This window comes from Bradyrhizobium prioriisuperbiae, from assembly GCF_032397745.1.
In the GTDB taxonomy this organism is placed as follows: Bacteria; Pseudomonadota; Alphaproteobacteria; order Rhizobiales; family Xanthobacteraceae; genus Bradyrhizobium_A; species Bradyrhizobium_A prioriisuperbiae.
The window spans coordinates 4780390-4797824 of record NZ_CP135921.1 but is presented as its reverse complement, the minus strand read 5'-3'; the positions used below and the strand labels follow the sequence as shown (position 1 = coordinate 4797824).

14 protein-coding genes are annotated in these 17435 nt (G+C 64.7%); 10 read left to right on the top strand and 4 right to left on the bottom strand.

Features of this window, described 5'->3' with window-relative positions; genetic code table 11:
* Positions 1–30 precede the first annotated feature (30 nt).
* Both RS897_RS22585 and RS897_RS22580 read right to left on the bottom strand, forming a co-directional pair.
* The gene (locus RS897_RS22585; RefSeq protein WP_315830947.1) at positions 31–972 is read right to left on the bottom strand and encodes a glutaminase; all 942 of its coding nucleotides are present in this window, start codon (positions 970–972) and stop codon (positions 31–33) included.
* 273 nt (positions 973–1245) lie between these two features.
* Positions 1246–2931 carry a methyl-accepting chemotaxis protein gene (locus RS897_RS22580; RefSeq protein ID WP_315830946.1) on the bottom strand — a complete coding sequence of 562 codons (1686 nt, stop codon included), beginning with the start codon at positions 2929–2931 and terminating at the stop codon, positions 1246–1248.
* A 337-nt stretch (positions 2932–3268) separates the two neighbouring features.
* On the opposite strand from RS897_RS22580, the gene RS897_RS22575 reads away from it, so the two are divergent.
* From RS897_RS22575 to RS897_RS22540, 8 genes are all read left to right on the top strand, one after another.
* On the top strand, positions 3269–4621 hold the full coding sequence (locus RS897_RS22575) for an ABC transporter substrate-binding protein (RefSeq protein WP_315830945.1): 1353 nt from the start codon (positions 3269–3271) through the stop codon (positions 4619–4621).
* Positions 4622–4824: 203 nt separating this feature from the next.
* Positions 4825–5718, top strand: coding sequence for an ABC transporter permease (locus RS897_RS22570; RefSeq protein ID WP_315830944.1), 894 nt, complete (start codon positions 4825–4827; stop codon positions 5716–5718).
* Positions 5715–6605: an ABC transporter permease gene (locus tag RS897_RS22565; protein WP_315830943.1), complete on the top strand. Its 891-nt coding sequence runs from the start codon at positions 5715–5717 to the stop codon at positions 6603–6605. The genes RS897_RS22570 and RS897_RS22565 overlap by 4 nt, the downstream gene beginning before the upstream one ends.
* 199 nt (positions 6606–6804) lie before the next feature.
* Positions 6805–7914 (top strand): ABC transporter ATP-binding protein, encoded by a 1110-nt coding sequence (locus RS897_RS22560; RefSeq protein ID WP_315830942.1) that lies wholly within the window; start codon positions 6805–6807, stop codon positions 7912–7914.
* A 22-nt stretch (positions 7915–7936) separates the two neighbouring features.
* The gene (locus tag RS897_RS22555; RefSeq protein ID WP_315830941.1) at positions 7937–8422 is read left to right on the top strand and encodes a (2Fe-2S)-binding protein; all 486 of its coding nucleotides are present in this window, start codon (positions 7937–7939) and stop codon (positions 8420–8422) included.
* Positions 8423–8440: 18 nt separating this feature from the next.
* A complete protein-coding gene (locus RS897_RS22550; protein WP_315830940.1) occupies positions 8441–10828 on the top strand; it encodes a xanthine dehydrogenase family protein molybdopterin-binding subunit in 2388 nt (795 codons plus the stop codon).
* 12 nt (positions 10829–10840) lie between these two features.
* Positions 10841–11653 (top strand): FAD binding domain-containing protein, encoded by an 813-nt coding sequence (locus RS897_RS22545; protein ID WP_315830939.1) that lies wholly within the window; start codon positions 10841–10843, stop codon positions 11651–11653.
* A 3-nt stretch (positions 11654–11656) separates the two neighbouring features.
* The gene (locus RS897_RS22540) at positions 11657–13123 is read left to right on the top strand and encodes an amidase (protein WP_315830938.1); all 1467 of its coding nucleotides are present in this window, start codon (positions 11657–11659) and stop codon (positions 13121–13123) included.
* 81 nt (positions 13124–13204) lie between these two features.
* Here RS897_RS22540 and RS897_RS22535 read toward each other — a convergent pair whose 3' ends face one another.
* Entirely contained in the window at positions 13205–14107 is a 903-nt protein-coding gene (locus RS897_RS22535; protein WP_315830937.1) for a LysR substrate-binding domain-containing protein, read from the bottom strand.
* Positions 14108–14228: 121 nt separating this feature from the next.
* On the bottom strand, positions 14229–15128 hold the full coding sequence (locus tag RS897_RS22530; protein WP_315830936.1) for a LysR family transcriptional regulator: 900 nt from the start codon (positions 15126–15128) through the stop codon (positions 14229–14231).
* A 133-nt stretch (positions 15129–15261) separates the two neighbouring features.
* Between RS897_RS22530 and RS897_RS22525 the strand changes: the two genes are divergently transcribed.
* The gene (locus RS897_RS22525; RefSeq protein ID WP_315830935.1) at positions 15262–16473 is read left to right on the top strand and encodes an amino acid ABC transporter substrate-binding protein; all 1212 of its coding nucleotides are present in this window, start codon (positions 15262–15264) and stop codon (positions 16471–16473) included.
* Between the two features lie 49 nt (positions 16474–16522).
* Positions 16523–17389: a branched-chain amino acid ABC transporter permease gene (locus RS897_RS22520; protein WP_315830934.1), complete on the top strand. Its 867-nt coding sequence runs from the start codon at positions 16523–16525 to the stop codon at positions 17387–17389.
* Positions 17390–17435: the final 46 nt, after the last annotated feature.

Below are 17435 nucleotides of genomic sequence, written 5' to 3'. Positions count from 1 at the left end.
TCGGCTCTTTTCATTTGTGCCCCTTAAAACTCAGACCCCGAAGATCGACCAGCCCAGTCGCCGGGTCAGCGCCTCCAGCGCGATCCGGCCGAGATGGGAATTGCCGTTGGCATCGAGGCCCGGCGCCCACACCGCAATCGACGCCTTGCCCGGCGCGATCGCCAGGATGCCGCCCCCCACACCGCTCTTGCCCGGCAGACCGACCCGATAGGCGAATTCGCCGGAGCCGTCATAGTGCCCGCAGGTCAGCATCAGCGCATTGATCCGGCGCGCCCGCTCCGCCGGGACAATCGAGAAACCGGTCGAGGGATTGGTGCCGGAATGGGCGAGATAACGTCCGGCCATGGCGAGTTGCCGGCATGACATCGCGATGGCGCAATGATGGAAGTAGACGCCGAGGGTGAAATCCACCGGGTTTTCGAGCACGCCGAAGGATTTCATGTAGTTGGCGAGCGCGGTGTTGCGATAGCCGGTGCGCTTTTCCGAGGCCGCGACCGCGTGATCGATCACGATCGAGGAGTCCTGCGCCAGAAAACGCATGAAGCGCAGGATTTCTCCCAGCGACTCCCGCGGCTGATGCCCCGATACGATGACGTCGGTGACCGCGATCGCACCCGCATTGATGAAGGGATTGCGCGGCACGCCGCGCTCGCGCTCCAGCTGCACGATGGAGTTGAACGGATTGCCCGAAGGTTCGCGCCCCACCCGCCGCCACAGCCGGTCGCCGATCATGCCCAGCGCCAGCGTCAGGGTGAACACTTTCGAGATGCTCTGGATCGAAAACGGCGCCTCGCTGTCGCCGCCCGCCGCGATGTTGCCGTCTGCATCGATCACCACGAGGCCGAACTGATTGGCGTCGACGCCGGCGAGTTCGGGAATGTAGCTGGCGACCTCACCCCGATCCGAGCGCTGCGCCATTTCGTTGGCGATGTCTGTGACGACGGATTGGAGATCGGGGTTGGTGCTGGTCATTTGGGAGTTCGATTTCGCTTGATCACGATGACTGGTGCGGCGGCTTATCGACCGACGTCAGTCCGGATGCAAGTTTTACGCAAGTGGCAGTTTGGCGATGGGCCAATCATCCCCACTGCGTCATTGCCGGGCTTGACCCGGCAATCCAGCTTTCTTCGAAATTTCCATGGAAATTTGGCGCTTAAGCTGGATCACCGGGTCAAGCCCGGTGATGACGCTGAGTGTGGTGATGGGCGCTGTCGGTCATCAGCGATGCCCGACAATAAGCAACGTTCACGCCGCGCGAATGTTCGCCAGGAAATGATCGACGTCGGCACGCAGCGTCGCCGACTGCTGCGAGAGCTCTTCGGCCGAGAGCAGCACCTGGCTCGCGGCGGTGCCGGTCTGGCCCGCGGCGTGATTGACGCCGACGATGTTGTGCGAGACCTGGCCGGTGCCTTGCGCCGCCTGTTGTACATTGCGCGCGATCTCCAGCGTGGCCGCGCCCTGCTGCTCGACGGCGGAGGCGATGGTGGTGGCGATCTCGTTGATCGCGGCGATGGTGCCGCCGATATTGGCGATGGCCTGCACTGCCTCACCGGTGGCGCCCTGCATGGCGGCGACCTGGGCGGAGATTTCCTCGGTCGCCTGCGCCGTCTGGTTGGCAAGCGACTTGACCTCGCTGGCCACCACCGCGAAGCCACGGCCGGCCTCGCCGGCGCGTGCCGCTTCGATGGTGGCATTGAGGGCCAGAAGATTGGTCTGACTGGCGATCGCGCTGATCAGCTTCACCACGTCGCCAATTTTCTGCGCCGCTGCCGAAAGCCCCTGCACCGTGACATTGGTGCGGTTCGCCTCCTCCACTGCCTTGGCCGCGATCTGGGTCGACTGCGTTACCTGGCGGCCGATCTCGGACACCGACGACGACAACTCTTCGGTGGCGACCGCAACCGTCTGCACATTGGAGGTGGCCTGGCTTGCGGCTGCGGCCACGGTGGTGGCCTGCCGGCTGGCCTCTTCCGCGGTCGCCGACATGCTCTGCGACATGGTGCGCATGCCGGTGGCCGATTGCCCCAGCGTATCCAGCGAAGTGCGCACGCCGGTTTCGAATTCGTCGGCGAGCCGGGTCAGGAAGCCCTTCTTCTCGGCCTCGGCCTTGCGCTTCAGCGCGTCCTGCTCGCCGCGCAGCCGCTCGGCCTCGATCATGTTGTCCTTGAAGATCTGCACCGACTGCGCCATGGCGCCGACCTCGTCGCCGCGCTCGCGCGCCGGGATCTCGGTCGCGGTGTCGCCGCTTGCGAGGCTGCGCATCGCCGCCGTCATGCCGGTGATCGGCTTGACGATGCTGCGTCCCAGCAGCAGCGACATGCCGACAACCAGCAGCAGCGCGATGCCGACAAGAAATGCGATCGACCTGACGTGCGACCAGAAAATGGCGTCGACGTCGTCCAGATAAATTCCGCCGCCGACGGCCCAGTCATAGGGCTTGTACGCGACCGCGTAGGCGAGCTTCGGAGCGGGTTGATCGGTTCCGAGGCGCGGGAAGCGAAACGCCACGAAGCCGGCGCCTGGGCCCTTGCTCACCAGTTCAACCTGCTGACGCGTGAAGTAGACACCGTTGGAATCCGGGGTGTTGAACAGGTTGCGGCCTTCGACCTTCTCGTTGGGGTTTGCCACCACCGTCCCCGTCATGTCGAGGGCGTAGAAATAGTTGTCCTTGTCGAAACGCAGTGTGCGGATCAGCGCCTTGCTGCGCGCCATCACATCGGCATCGGACAGCCCGGCCTTTTTCGCCGCCTCGCGGTCAGAATCAAGCGCCTGGCGCGCCAGCAGCACGAGCTCCTGCAGCTTGGCCTTGCGGTCCTCCAGCAGGTTGTCCTTGAGCGCCGACAGTCCGACGCCCGCCACCGCGCCAATACCGAGCACCGACAGCGCAACCATGATCATGAGCTTGGAGGAAATCCGCAAATTGCCGAGCATCGGGCACCTGTTCTGGGGTCGCGAGAGCGGACCGCCGGATGGCACCGCATGGCTCCGTGCTAGCGCGAATTGGTGAAATTGCTCCTAACGCGGCCGGCGCGGCGCATGATCTCGCAGCCTGTTTCGCCGGGATCATCCGGGCCTTGTTTGCGAATTGAGCATCGCTGCCGAAATACGGAGCATGCATGCAGATCATTAGTCCGGCTTATGGCGAGAATTTTTTCTTCCAATTTTACTTCGAAAAATGCGGTCGCTAGCCTCATCCACGAAATCGAACACACCGGCAGCTGATCACCCCGATCATTGCGGACCTTCACTGGAACGGATGAGGATTGCGATGTCTGACCATGATGGACGAAAGCCGAAACCCACCACAACCGGCGGCAAGGCAGCAGAGAAGTCCGGCAAGCTCAGCCGTCGTTCGCTGCTGAAGGCGGGCGCGGCGCTGGCCGGCGCCGCCGCGGGATCCGACCTCGTCGGCGGCTTCCCGACGATCTGGGCCCAGGAAATCAAGGACATCGAGCTGCGGCACGCCGGCGTGTCCTACTCCGTGGTGAAGGCGATCGGCGACCAGGCCGCCAAGGACCTCGGCTTCAAGGTGACGATGCAGAACCTCGACACCTCTGCCGCGATCAACCGTTTCATCAGCCAGCCCAACACCGTCGACATCGCCGATCTCGAGGGATGGCAGGCCAAACTCGCCGCCAAGCGCGGTGTCATCCAGGGCATCCAGGTCAAGAAGATCAAGGAGTTCGACAACATCCTGCCGATCTTCACCAAGGGTGAGATCGACGGCCACAAGATCCCGCGCCAGGGCATCTCGCCCTATGAGGCGATGTATATCGCCAAGCCCGACGCGACCGATCTGCATGACGGCGTCACCGAATGGGCGACCTTCCTGCCCCAGGTCTACAACGCGGATTCCATCGGCTATCGCCCGGATCTGGTCGGCCACGAAGTGACCGAGTGGAAGGACCTGATCGACCCGAAGTTCAAGGGCAAGGCCGCGATCCTCGACGTGCCCGCGATCGGGATCATGGACGCCGCTTTGTGCTTCGAGAGCGCCGGCCTGATCAAGTACGCCAACAAGGGCAACATGACCAAGGAAGAGATCGACTTCACCTGCAACAAGCTGATCGAATTGAAGAAGGCCGGCCAGTTCCGCGCCACCTGGACCACCTTCGATCAATCCGTGCAGCTGATGGCGGCGGGCGAAGTCGTCATCCAGTCGATGTGGTCGCCGGCGGTGGCGGCGGTCCGCGTCAAGGAAATCCCCTGCGTCTATGCGCCGGTCAACGTCAAGAACGGCAAAGAGGGCTATCGCGGCTGGTGCAACGGCATGGGCCTGATGAAGCACCTCAGCGGCAAGAAGCTCGACGCGGCCTATGAATATCTCAACTGGTATCTGTCGGGATGGCAAGGCGCGTTCGTCGGCCGCTACGGCTACTACAGTCCGGTGCCCTCGACAGCGAAGAAGTTCCTCACATCAGCGGAATGGGACTTCTGGTACGACGGCAAACCCGCCCCGCAGGTGGTCAACGATCCCTACGGCGTACCGATGGAGAAGGCCGGCACCAAGCGTGACGGCGGCTCGTTCCTCGAGCGCGTCAAGAACATCTCCTGCTGGAACACGCTGATGGACGAAGCCGCCTACATGAACAAGCGCTGGAACGACTTCAAGGTGGCGTGATTCCTGCTTCGTTGCGTCCAGCTCTATCGTCTCTCCGTCATCCTGAGGTGCGAGCCCTTGCGGTGCACTTGCACCGCTGGGCGAGCCTCGAAGGATGAGCGGCCAAAGTTCTCTAAGGAATCGGCCGACGCCCTTCGAGGGCCCTGCTTCGCAGGGCCACCTCAGGACGACGGATTAGTCTAGCGTAAAGGTCGTCGCAAACGATGGCGAGCAGTCACATCGCTTTACACAAGATGCCGGGCAAACCCGGCACCGCCGGCTGGCTCTATGTGCTGCCGCTGGTGCTGGTGCTGCTGCCGTTTTTCGTGGCGCCGATCCTGGTGGTGCTGGCGGCGAGCTTTTTCGGCACCGACGGTTTCGGCGGCCTGACCCCGGACTTCACGCTGTCGAACTATACCGAGGTGCTGAGTTCGACGCTGACGTTGAGCCTGTATCTGTCGACCATCAAGTTCACGGTGCTGACCTGGTTCTTCACCCTGCTGATCGGCTTTTTCGTCGCCTATTTCCTGGTGTTCCATGTCCGCAACCCGCTGCTGGCCATCGGGCTGTTTCTTGTGTGCACCGTGCCGTTCTGGACCTCGAACATCATCCGCATGATTTCGTGGATCCCGTTGCTCGGCAAGGAAGGCCTGATCAACGAAGCATTGCGCGCCACCGGGATCATCCACCAGCCGCTCGAAGTGCTGCTGTTCTCCGACCTCGCCGTGGTGATCGCCTATGTGCATCAGCTCACCATCTTCATGATCGTGCCGATCTTCAACGCCATGGCCCGGATCGACAAGAAGCTGGTCGAGGCCGCGGTCGACGCCGGCGCCAGCCGGCTCGACGTGATGCGCCTGATCATCGTGCCGATGTCGAAAAGCGGCATCGCACTCGGCACCATCTTCGTGGTGTCGATCGTGATGGGCGACTTCTTCGTGGTCAAGGTGATGTCCGGCGGCGGCTCGGCCTCGGTGGTCAGCGCATTCTATGAAGACGTCGGTGTGCTGCAATATCCGATGGCCGCGGCGAGCGCCGTGCTGCTGACGCTGGTGCTGCTGGGACTGATTTCGTTGATCCTGCGCACCGTCGACATCCGCAGGGAGATCACCCGATGAGCGTCGACGTGTCAGCCTCCGAGACGATCGATGCGGCCGCCCGCCACGCCATCGCGCCGAGCCGCGGCAAACGTCCCTGGACCTTCTACCTCCTCGCCGCACTGTTCACGCTGTATGTGCTCGCGCTCTACGGACCGATGATCTGCATCTACATCCTGTCGTTCCAGGATGTCCGCGGCGGCCTGGTGTTTCCGATGAAGGGGCACTCGCTGCACTGGTTCGTCGACCTGTTCACCCAGGTGCGCACCGGCGACGTCAAGGGTTCGTTCGACCGGTCGATCAAGCTGGCCGTGATCGTCACCATCATCACCGTGGTGGTGTCGTTTCTCGCCGGCCTCGGCTTTCGCCGCCGCTTCCGGGGCGACGCGGTGGTGTTCTACATGATGATCGGTAGCCTGGTGGCACCGGGCCTGGTGCTGGGTCTCGGCATCGGGCTGCTGTTCCAGTGGCTCGGTATCGATGCGAGCTGGTACACCTCCGCGCTTGGCGCGCAGTTGTCATGGACATTGCCGTTCGGCGTGCTGGTGATGTTCGCCGTGATGTCGCGTTTCGACGACGCCTGGGAAGAAGCGGCGCGTGATCTCGGCGCCAGCCGCTGGCAGACCATCTGGCTGGTGGTGGTGCCGGTGCTCGCGCCAGGCCTGGTGGCCGTGGCGCTGTTCGGCTTCACCCTGTCCTATGACGAGTTCGCCCGCAGCCTGCAGACCGCCGGTTCGCTGAACACGCTGCCGCTCGAGATCTGGAGCATGACCCTCAACGTCACCTCCCCGTCGCTCTATGCGCTGGGCACCGTGACCACCATCATTTCATTCCTCATCATTGGTGCCAGCCTCGGCACCATCGTGTTCATCCAGAAGCGGCGCGGTGCCCGCGTCGCGTCGCACTAGAGCGTGAAGACATGAATCGTAGTGAGCTTAACCGTCGTCCTGAGGTGGCCGTGCGTAAGCGCGGCCCTCGAAGGGCGAACGCCCGGGCCGTCCATCCTTCGAGGCTCGCCCAGCGGTGCAAGTGCACCGCAAGGCTCGCACCTCAAGATGACGGGAAGATTTCCCTCGGCCTGAATTCATCGCGGATTAGGGGTTTGCAATGACTGACGGTCGCGGCGATATCGAACTGGCCGGCGTCTGCAAGAGCTACGACGGCGTCACCCATGTGGTCGACGGCGTCAATCTCAGGATTCCGGACGGCGCCTATTGCTGCTTCCTCGGTCCGTCCGGCTGCGGCAAGACCACCATCCTGCGCATGATCGCGGGCCATGAAGATCCCAGCGCCGGCGAAATCGTGATCGGCGGCCAGAACGTGGTCGGGATGGCGCCGGTGCAGCGGCGCACCGCCATGATGTTCCAGTCCTACGCGCTGTTTCCCCATCTCAGCGTGCGCGACAACATCGCGTTTCCGCTGCGGGTGCGCGGGCTGTCGAAGGTCGCGCGCAACCGTGCCGCCGACGCCATGATGGAAAAGGTGCGCCTCACTGAGTTTGCCGACCGGCTGCCGGCGCATCTGTCCGGCGGCCAGCAACAGCGCGTGGCGCTGGCGCGCGCCGCCATCACCGAACCGCGCGTGCTGCTGCTCGATGAGCCGCTGTCGGCGCTGGACGAACAGCTGCGGGTGCAGATGCGCGGCGAATTGCGGCGGATGCAGCGCGAACTCGGCATCACTTTCATCCATGTCACCCACACCCAGCTCGAAGCGATCGCGCTGGCCGATGTCGTCGTGGTGATGGAACGCGGCAAGATCAAGCAGGCGGGCCCCGCCCGCGACGTCTACGCCAGCCCACACGATCGTTATGTCGCCGAATTCCTCGGCGGCCAGAACGTGCTGAGCGGCAAGGTGGAGAAGGTCAACGGCGCCACCTTCACACTGTCGCAATCAGCTCAGGGCAGCATCGAAGTTCCGATGCAGAACCGTCCGCCGAGCATCGGTGATCGCATCGATATCGCGGTGCGCCGCGACGACGTGGAGCTGATCCGGCCCGACAAGGGCGTGCCGCCGGGGCATGCCGCGGGGCTGCCGAGCCGGGTGCTGGCGATCGAATACCAGGGCTCCTTCGTCAAGGTGATGCTCGATGCGGTGCCCGGCGATGACTTCATCGCCTATGTGCCGGAGCGCACTTTTTTCCGCGATCCGCTCGATGTCGGCGATCTCGTGCTCGCCACCTGGGCGGTCGACCGCGTCCGCTCCCTGGCCCGTTCCTGAGTTTCCTTAAGGAGGTTCCATCGTGCAGATTTCCTTCACTCTCAACGGCAAGCCGACCACCGTCGATGTCGAACCGTTCATGCTGGCGACCGAGCTGCTGCGCGAGCATCTCGGTCTCACCGGCACCCATATCGGCTGCGACACCAGCCAGTGCGGCGCCTGCGTGGTTCATGTCGACGGCGCGTCGGTGAAGAGCTGCACCCTGCTGGCGCCGATGCTCGATGGCATCTCGCTGCTGACCGTCGAAGGCCTGCAGGGACCGAAGGGATCGAACCTGCTGCATCCGATGCAGGAGGCGTTTCGCGAACATCACGGCCTGCAGTGCGGCTTCTGCACGCCGGGCATGCTGATGACGGCGGTCGCGCTCGCCGCCGGCAAGCCGAGCCTGAGCGAGACGGAGGTTCGTCACGGTCTCGAAGGCAACATCTGCCGCTGCACCGGTTACCAGAACATCGTCAATGCGGTGATCGCCGGCGCCGCCGCGATGCACGTGGCAGCTGAAACATAACAACCGGGGGAAATGACCATGTCCAACGTCATCGGGATCGGCGCCTCGCCAAAGCGCAAGGAAGACCAGCGGTTTCTCACCGGCCGCGGCAACTATGTCTCCGACATCAAACGCCCCGGCATGACCGCGGGCGTGTTCGTGCGTTCACCGCATGGGCACGCGGTGCTGCGCGGGATCGACAAGACGGCGGCACTCGCCGCGCCCGGCGTGGTCGCGGTGCTGACCGGCGAGGATGTCGCGACCGACGGCCTGGGATCCCTGCCATGCGGCTGGGGAATTTCCGGCAAGGACGGCCAACCGATGAAGGAGCCGCCGTTTCCCATGCTGGCGCAGGGCAAGGTGCGGTTCGTCGGCGACATGGTGGCGTTCGTGATCGCGGAAACGCCCGAGCAGGCCAGTGTCGCCGCCGAGCTGCTGGAGGTCGACTACGAACCCCTCCCCTCGGTCACCGGCGTGCTCGATGCTGTCGCACCCGGCGCACCGCAACTGTTCGACGACGTGCCCAGCAACATCTGCTGCGACTGGGAGCTCGGCAACAAGGCCGCGGTTGAAACCGCCTTCCGCAAGGCGGCGCATGTGGCCAAGCTCAGCCTGGTCAACAACCGCCTGATCGGCAATCCGATGGAGCCGCGCGCGGCGATCGCCGAATACGAACCCGGCACCGGCCGTTATACGCTGTGGACCACCAGCCAGTTCCCGCATGTGGTGCGTTTCCTGATGAGCGCGCTGGTGCTGAAAATTCCCGAACACAAGGTGCGCGTGGTGGCGCCGGACGTCGGTGGCGGCTTCGGCGTCAAGCAGTTCCACTATGGCGAGGAAGCCGTCATCACCTGGGCGGCGAAACGCGTGATGCGGCCGATCAAGTGGGTGGCGAGCCGCTCGGAGGGCTATCTGTCGGATCGCCATGGCCGCGACCACGTCACCGAAGCGGAACTGGCGCTGGACGAGACCGGAAAATTCCTGGCGCTGCGCGTCAACACCCTCGCCAACATCGGCGGCTATCTCTCGACCTTCGGGCCGAACATCCCGACCAACCTTTATGCGCCGCTGCTCGGCGGCGTCTACACCACGCCGGCGATCTACTGCAACGTCAAGGTGGTGTTCACCAACACCGTGCCGGTCGACGCCTACCGCGGCGCCGGCCGGCCGGAAGCGACCTTCGTGGTCGAGCGGCTGGTCGATGTCGCGGCGGCCGAGATGGGGATCGACCGCGTGGCGATCCGCCGCCGCAACATGATTCCGAAGGAGGCCTATCCGTATCAAACGCCGGTGCTGGTGGAATATGACTCCGGCGATCCCGTCGGCTGTCTCGACGGCGCACTGATCGCCGGCGACGTCGAGAATTTCGGCGAACGCAAGGCGGCCTCCGCACGCAAGGGCAAATTCCGCGGCCTCGGTTTCTCCACCTATGTCGAGGCCTGTGGCCTCGCGCCATCGCGCTTCGCCGGCCGGCTCGGCGCCCGCGGCGGACTTTACGAAAGCGCCACCGTGCGCGTGCATCCGGCCGGCCAGGTGACCGTGCTGATCGGCACCCACAGCCACGGCCAGGGCCATGAGACGACGTTCGCGCAGATCGTCTGCGAGAAGCTCGGCGTGCCGTTCGAGAATGTCGACATCGTGTTCGGCGACACCGATCGGGTGCAGTTCGGCATGGGCACCTATGGCTCGCGCTCCCTGGTGGTCGGCGGCGCGGCGCTGTCGAAGGCCGCCGACAAGGTGATCCTGAAGGGCAAGAAGATCGCCGCCCATCTGCTCGAGGCAGGCGAGCAGGACATCCAGTTCGAGGCCGGAAAGTTCTCGGTCGCCGGCACCGACCGCAACAAGACCATCGAGGAGATCGCGGTCGCGGCCTATGTGCCGCACAACTATCCACTGGAAGTGCTGGAGCCGGGGCTGGAAGAACAGGCCTATTACGATCCGATCAACTTCACCTATCCCGGCGGCTGCCACATCGCCGAGGTCGAGGTCGATCCGGAAACCGGAACGGTCACCCTGGTCGGCTACACCGCGGTCGACGACGTCGGCACTGTGATCAATCCGATGATCGTGGAGGGACAATTGCACGGCGGCATCGTGCAGGGCGTCGGCCAGGCGTTGTATGAAAACGCGGTCTATGACGAGACATCGGGGCAACTGCTGTCGGGATCGCTGATGGACTACTGCCTGCCGCGCGCCGATCACATGCCGACCATGAGCATCAGCACCCACGCCACGCTGTGCACCCACACCCCGATGGGCGTGAAGGGCTGCGGCGAGGTCGGCACCATCGGCTCGCCCGCCGCCGTGATCAACGCGGTAGTCGACGCGCTGGCGCATCTCGGCGTCACCCACGTCGACATGCCGGCGACATCGAACCGGATCTGGCGGTTGATCCAGAACGCCTCGGTTCCGATCGCAGCCGAATAGGGAGACAGACAGATGAGACCTTTCGCTTATCATCAGCCGGAGCAGATTCCGGACGCCGTCTCGCTGCTGGACACCCTCGCCGACAGCAAGCTGGTCGCCGGCGGCATGACCCTGATCCCGACCATCAAGCAGCGGCTGGCGACGCCGCCGGCGCTGATCGACCTGTCGAAGCTGCCGCACATGAAAGGCATCAGCAACGACGGCGCGACCATCACCATCGGCGCCATGACCAAGCATGCGGAGGTCGCCGCATCGGCCCTGGTGCGCGCGCGCATCCCGGCGCTGGCCGAGCTTGCGGCCGGCATCGGCGATCCGGCGGTGCGCAACCGCGGCACCATCGGCGGCTCGGCCGCCAACAACGATCCGGCCGCGGACTATCCGGCCGGCGTACTCGGGCTCGGCGCCACCATCATCACCAGCGAACGCGAGATCGCGGCGGACCATTTCTTTCAGGGCTTGTTCGAGACGGCCCTGACGCCGAACGAGATCATCACCGCAATCCGCTTCCCAACGCCGTTGCGCGCCGGTTACGCCAAGTTCAAATCGCCGGCGTCGCGTTATGCGCTGGTCGGCGTGTTCGTGGCGCAGATCAGCGAAGGCGCGCGGGTCGCAGTCACCGGTGCCGGCTCCGGCGTGTTCCGCGTGCCGGCGATGGAGCGGGCGCTGGCGCAGCAGTTCGAGCCGTCGGCGGTCGCGGCGATCCGGATCGACGCCGACGACCTGACCTCGGACATGCATGCGGAAGCGGACTATCGCGCTCATCTGGTCACCGTGATGGCGAAACGGGCCGTTCAATCAGCACTCAAGACCATCCAGGACAAATAGATAATGGACTCCAGTCATGTTCGGGCCGCACGCGCGCCGGCCGCGCGCGCGCTCGCCAAGCTGTCAGCCACGGATATCATCGACGGCTATCGGCGCAAGGCTTTCACCCCGCGCGATGTGGTCGACGACGTGATCGCGGCGCTGGAGGCGACCGACGCCGCCTGCAACGTGGTGGTGACGCCGATGTACGAGCAGGCACGCACCGAGGCCGACAGGATCACCGCGGCCATGCACGCGGGCGAGACGCTGGGCGCGCTGGCCGGCGTGCCCGTGACCATCAAGGATCTGGTGTTCGTGGCCGGCGTGCCGGCCTATGGCGGCGCCCCGCTCAATGCGAGCTTCGTGCCGCAGGTCGACGCCGCCGTGGTGGCGGCGCTGAAAGCCTCCGGCGCGATCATCACCTGCAAGACCACGACCTGCGAGTCCGGCTACAAGCTCACCGCCGACAGCCCGGTGACGGGCACCACCCGCAATCCCTGGAATCTGCGGCACACCAGCGGCGGATCGAGTGGCGGCGCGGCGGCCGCAGTCGCCGCCGGCTGTGGGCCGATCGCGATCGGCACCGACGGCGTCGGCTCGATCCGCGTGCCGTCCTCGTTTTGTGGCGTGTTCGGCCTCAAGCCCACCTTTGGCCTCGTGCCGCGCTCGCCCGGATTCTCACCGCCGTCATGGGCGTCGCTGGCGCACACCGGACCGATGACCCGCACCGTGACCGATGCGGCGCTGGTGCTGGAGGTGATCGCCGGCTACGACCTGCGCGACCCGGCAAGCCTGCCGGTGTCGCGGCGCAATTTCGACGCCAGGCCGAGCCCGCTCAGCGGCCTGCGGATCAGTGCCAGCGTCGATTTCGGCTACGCCGCCGTCAGCCCGGCGGTGCGCGCGGCATTCGCCGACGCCGTCGGCGTTCTCGGCTCTTGTGGCGCCGCGATCAGCGAGGATGGCCCCGCGCTCGATCCGGGGATCCTCGAACACACGCTCAAGCCGATCGCCTTCACCGAACAGGCCGCCGCCGTGGCGGACAAGAGTTTCGACCATCTCGCCGGCTCCGAGAGCGAGTATCGCGACGTGGTCAGAGACGGGCGGGCCTTCAGCGGCACCGACTACATCGAAGCCGGCTATCGCCGCGGCCAGGTGCGCAATGCCTTTCTCAAGCTGTTCGAGCGGGTCGACGCGCTGGTGACCCCGACGGTGGCGGTGACCGCGTTCGAGGCCGGCCGGCTTGGTGTCGGCACGGTCGATGGCGTGGCGGTGGATCCGCATCTCGGCTGGTCGCCATTCTCGTGGCCGATCAATCTCGCCGGCCTGCCCGCCGCCACCGTGCCCTGCGGCTTCGACAGCGACGGCCTGCCGATCGGCCTGCAGATCATCGCGCCCTGGCTGGACGAACCCACCATCTTCCGCATCGCCGCCGCCTTCGAACAGGCGCATCCATGGGCAGGGTTCTGGCCGCAGTTCAATGGCGGAGCGTGAGTTGATAACGGAAGGGGTGCATCAAATGCCGTATCATCGTCCGGTCAAGCCGGACGATGACACCGAGAGCGGCGAGACGCTTCAATTCCCCATCTCGATCGGCACGCTCTTCTCGCCGAGCTTCTCGTCCAGCGGCAAATAGTGCGCCAGATAATCATGCAGCGCAGTCGCAGCTTTCGAGGTCGCGTTGGCGGATTTGTAGAGCAGCAGTTCGACCTGCGGCAGCGGCGGAAAACCGTGGTCCGCGCCGATCTCGCGCATGCCGCCGACCAGCGCGCTGCGCCCCAGCACCGTCACCGCCATGCCGGCGAATGCGGCGGCCTGCAATCCGCCGACGCTTTCGCTGACGCAGGCGACGCGCCAGCGCAATCCGGCTTTCTCCAGACCCTCGATCGCGTAGTCGCGATAGATGTTGCCCTCGGGCAAGAGCGCCAGCGGGATCGGCTCTTCCAGATGCGCGTTCGACTGCTCGCCGGTCATCCAGATCAACTGCTCGCGGCGCACCACCTGGCCGCCGGTGAAATCATTCATCCGCGTCACCAGCGCGATATCGACCTCGCCGCGCTTGACCAGGCCGACCAGGGGCGTCGAGAGCGCGCAGTTCAGCGCCACATGAATGCGCGGGAATGATTTGCGGAACACGCTGAGGATCGATGGCAGCATGAAGGCCGCATAGAGATCCGGCGTTCCCAGCACCACCTGGCCCTCGATCTCCTGCGACGCGAGCTGCGAGAGCAGTTCATCGTGCAGGCGGAGAATGGATTTGGCGTAGGTCAGCACGGTGTTGCCGTCGGCGGTGAGGGTCAGGCGCCGCCCCTCGTGCAGGAAAAGCTGCTTGCGGGTGAGCTCCTCCAGCCGTTGCAACTGCAGGGTGATGGCCGGCTGGGTGCGTCCCAATCGGCGAGCCGTCTCGGTGATGCTGCCGGTGTCGACCACCGAAATCAGCGACCGCAGCATCCGGATGTCGAGACTGATCAGATTCATCGCCAAATCCCGCTTCCTCCCCGCAGGCTGCTCCTGCAAATTTCGTGCTGAAATCCGATATTCATTTGAAAGGGTTCGGCAAACCGGCCGTCGTCACGGTGGCCTGTTCCACCGCCGATGTCTAGCTTCGGCTCTTCATCTGCGCCGCCAAGAGCTGTGCGATCCGCCGCACCGGCAGCGATGCGGTGCGGGTGGCCGGCTGCACCAGGGTCACCTGCGTCGCCTCCAGGCTCTTGTCGCGAATGGGAATCGCCACCAAAGTTTTGGTCGCGAGCTCCGGGGCGGCGGCGTCCTGCGGCAGAAAAGTCGCGAGATCGCTGCGCGACGCCACCGTACGCGCAAACGCCAGCGAGTTGGTTTCGCAATAGACATCGATGGCGACGCGGGCCCGGGCGCAGGCGCGGTCGATCTCCTGGCGGATGCCGAAGGTCGGGTCCGGCACGATGCAGCGCAGCCCGGCGAGATCCTTCACCGCACAGAATTTCCGGTGCGCCATCGGATGATGCGGCGAAACCATCACGCACAGTGACTGCCGCATCCGCGCGAGCTCGATCAAATCGCGGCGCGGCGCCCGGCCGAACACCAGACCCAAATCAGCCTCGTGCCGCCCGACCATCTCGGCGACATCGCGCGATCCCACCGCCGTCACCGCAACGGTGACGCCGGGATATTGCCGCGACAGGTCCAGCACGAAATCGGAAATGAAGCTCGCCAGCTGCCCCTCGACCGTGGCCAGCCTGATGTGGCCGCGCTGCAGCGAGTCGAACTCCTGCACCAGGGTGCGGATATCGTCGAGCTGCTTGCGGCTCTCGACGGCGTAACGCAGCAACAAATGACCGGCATTGGTCAGGCTCATGCCGCGCGCGCCGCGTTCGAACAGCTTCACCGCAAGCTCCTGCTCCAACCCCTGGATCTGCCGGCTGATGGCGCTGGGCGCGATATGCAACGCCGCGGCGGCACGCTTGATCGATCCGCTCTTGGTCACCTCGCGGAAATACCGGATCGCCATCGCTTCAAGCATCGTCCCGCCCCTCAAGCCCGCCGTCCCGAGCGTTCTAATTTTCAGACCTCTCTATTCTAAATTCAATGCTTTTATTCGAAATATGGATTTGTCATGTTTGAACTCGCCGGCTTGCGCGCAAGGAGACTCCTCGATGGTTCGTGTCCCCGTGACTTTGACTGCCCGGATCGCCGGTGCCGCCTTGATCGCAACGGGCCTGGCGACGGCAACCGCCTCGGCGCAGGAGGTCATCAAGTTCGGCGCACCGCTGCCACTGACCGGCCCGCTGGCGCCGGAAGCGATCAAGCAGCAGCAGGGCTATGATCTCTGGGCCGAACAGGCCAACAAGGCGGGCGGCATCCAGGTCGGCGGCAAGCGCTACAAGGTCGAGATCGTCTATGCCGACTATCAATCCAACACGCCGCGCGCGGTGCAGACCACCGAGCAGATGATCACCCAGGACAATGTGAGTTTCCTGTTCGGCGCCTTCGGCTCCGGCGCCGCCAAGGCGGCGAGCACCGTGTCGGAGAAACACAAGGTGCCGACCATCGCGGCGACCGCGTCCTCATCCCAGGTCTACGACCAGGGCTACAAATACCTGTTCGGCACCTTCACGCCGAACGACACCCTGACCACGCCGCTCACCAGCATGGTCAAGGCCAAGGCGCCCGACGTGAAGAAGGTGGCGATCCTGGCCCGCAACGACCTGTTCCCACTCGCCATCGCCCAGGAGATGGACAAGTCCGCCAAGGCCAACGGGATCGAGGTCGCCTATTTCGAGAAATACGCTATCGGCACCCTGGATCATTCGGCCACGCTGTCGCAGATCAAATCGCTGGCGCCGCAGTGGATCTTCGTCACCGGCTACACCAACGACCTGCTGCTGGTGCGCAAGCAGATGGCGGATCAGCAGATCAAGGCGCAGGTGGTCTCCATGATCGCCGGCCCCGCCTATCAGGAATTCATCGATGCCGCCGGCCCGACCGCCGAGAACATCACCAGCGCGGCCTGGTGGCATCCGGCCGAGGACTATGCCGGCAAGGACATTTTCGTCACCACCGAGAACTACGTGAAGCTGTTCCGCGCCAAGTACAAGTCCGACCCGGATTATGCGCAGGCCTCGGCGTCCGTCGCAGGCGCACTGTTCCAGATGGCGCTGGAGCGTGCCGGCTCGCTGGATCGCGACAAGGTGCGCGACGAACTCGCCAAGATCAACGAGATCACTTTTTTCGGCCCGGTGAAGTTCGGCCCCACCGGACAAATCACGTCGCTGGAGCCGCCGGTGTTCCAGATCCAGGGCAGCAAGCCGGTGGTGCTGTTTCCGCAGGCCATCCGGCAGGGCGAGCTCAAGCTCGGCGTGAACTGAGCACGCCTCTCCCCGCTTTTCCGCGCTCGCACCAACGAGGCCCAACGCCATGCTCGCCGTCCAGGTGCTGATCAATGCCTTGGTGCTGGGCTGTCTCTATGCCTGCATCGCGATCGGCTTCTCGCTGGTCTGGGGTGTGCTGAACGTCATCAACCTGATCCACGGGTCGATGATCGTGCTCGGCGCCTATCTCGCCTGGGGACTCTACCAAGCGTTCGGCGTGCCGCCCTGGTACGTGCTGGTGGCAGCGGCCCCCGCTTTCTTCGTGCTGGGCTATGGCATCCAGCGCCTCATTCTCAACCGGGTGATCACCGCACCGGTGCTGGTGACGCTGACCCTCACGTTCGGGCTCGACCTGATCCTGAACAACGCCATGATCTATCTCTTCAAGGCGGACTATCGCAAGCTGACGCTGGTGCCGCCGATGGGATCGATCTCGGTGATGGGCGTCGTGGTCCCGGTCGACCGGCTGATCGCGACCGCGGCTGCGCTGGTGCTGACCGGTTTGCTTTATTTGATCATGCGGCGCTCGCGGATCGGGCGCGCCATTGTCGCGGTGCGGCTGGATCGTGATGCCGCCGTGCTGATGGGCGTCAACATCAGCAACATCTACGCCATCGCCTTCGGCCTTGGGGCCGCGCTTGCCGGCTGCGCCGGTGTCCTGATGGCGATGATCTTCCCGATTTCGGCGCTGACCGCGTCGACCTATCTCGGCAAGGCCTTCGTGGTCTGCGTGCTCGGCGGCCTCGGCAGCGTGTCAGGTGCGCTGGCCGGCGGCCTGCTGCTGGCCCTGATCGAAGGCGTCGGCGCCACCTTCATCGGCCCGGCCCACGCCACCACTTTGTCGTTCGCACTGCTGATCGTGTTCCTCATCGTCAGGCCGCAGGGCCTGGTCGGGCGCAAGGGCTTCGAATGAGCAACGCTTTGAGTGAGCAAGAGCTTGAACTGAGAAAGAGCCTGGC

Bases quoted from the DNA above. Each gene is read 5' to 3' on its own strand.
- RS897_RS22550 (WP_315830940.1), top strand. From the start codon at position 8,441: ATGTCCAACGTCATCGGGATCGGCGCCTCGCCAAAGCGCAAGGAAGAC.
- RS897_RS22570 (WP_315830944.1), top strand. From the start codon at position 4,825: ATGGCGAGCAGTCACATCGCTTTACACAAGATGCCGGGCAAACCCGGC.
- RS897_RS22580 (WP_315830946.1), bottom strand. From the start codon at position 2,931: ATGCTCGGCAATTTGCGGATTTCCTCCAAGCTCATGATCATGGTTGCG.
- RS897_RS22585 (WP_315830947.1), bottom strand. From the start codon at position 972: ATGACCAGCACCAACCCCGATCTCCAATCCGTCGTCACAGACATCGCC.
- RS897_RS22520 (WP_315830934.1), top strand. From the start codon at position 16,523: ATGCTCGCCGTCCAGGTGCTGATCAATGCCTTGGTGCTGGGCTGTCTC.
- RS897_RS22525 (WP_315830935.1), top strand. From the start codon at position 15,262: ATGGTTCGTGTCCCCGTGACTTTGACTGCCCGGATCGCCGGTGCCGCC.
- RS897_RS22530 (WP_315830936.1), bottom strand. From the start codon at position 15,128: ATGCTTGAAGCGATGGCGATCCGGTATTTCCGCGAGGTGACCAAGAGC.
- RS897_RS22545 (WP_315830939.1), top strand. From the start codon at position 10,841: ATGAGACCTTTCGCTTATCATCAGCCGGAGCAGATTCCGGACGCCGTC.
- RS897_RS22575 (WP_315830945.1), top strand. From the start codon at position 3,269: ATGTCTGACCATGATGGACGAAAGCCGAAACCCACCACAACCGGCGGC.
- RS897_RS22535 (WP_315830937.1), bottom strand. From the start codon at position 14,107: ATGAATCTGATCAGTCTCGACATCCGGATGCTGCGGTCGCTGATTTCG.
- RS897_RS22540 (WP_315830938.1), top strand. From the start codon at position 11,657: ATGGACTCCAGTCATGTTCGGGCCGCACGCGCGCCGGCCGCGCGCGCG.
- RS897_RS22565 (WP_315830943.1), top strand. From the start codon at position 5,715: ATGAGCGTCGACGTGTCAGCCTCCGAGACGATCGATGCGGCCGCCCGC.
- RS897_RS22560 (WP_315830942.1), top strand. From the start codon at position 6,805: ATGACTGACGGTCGCGGCGATATCGAACTGGCCGGCGTCTGCAAGAGC.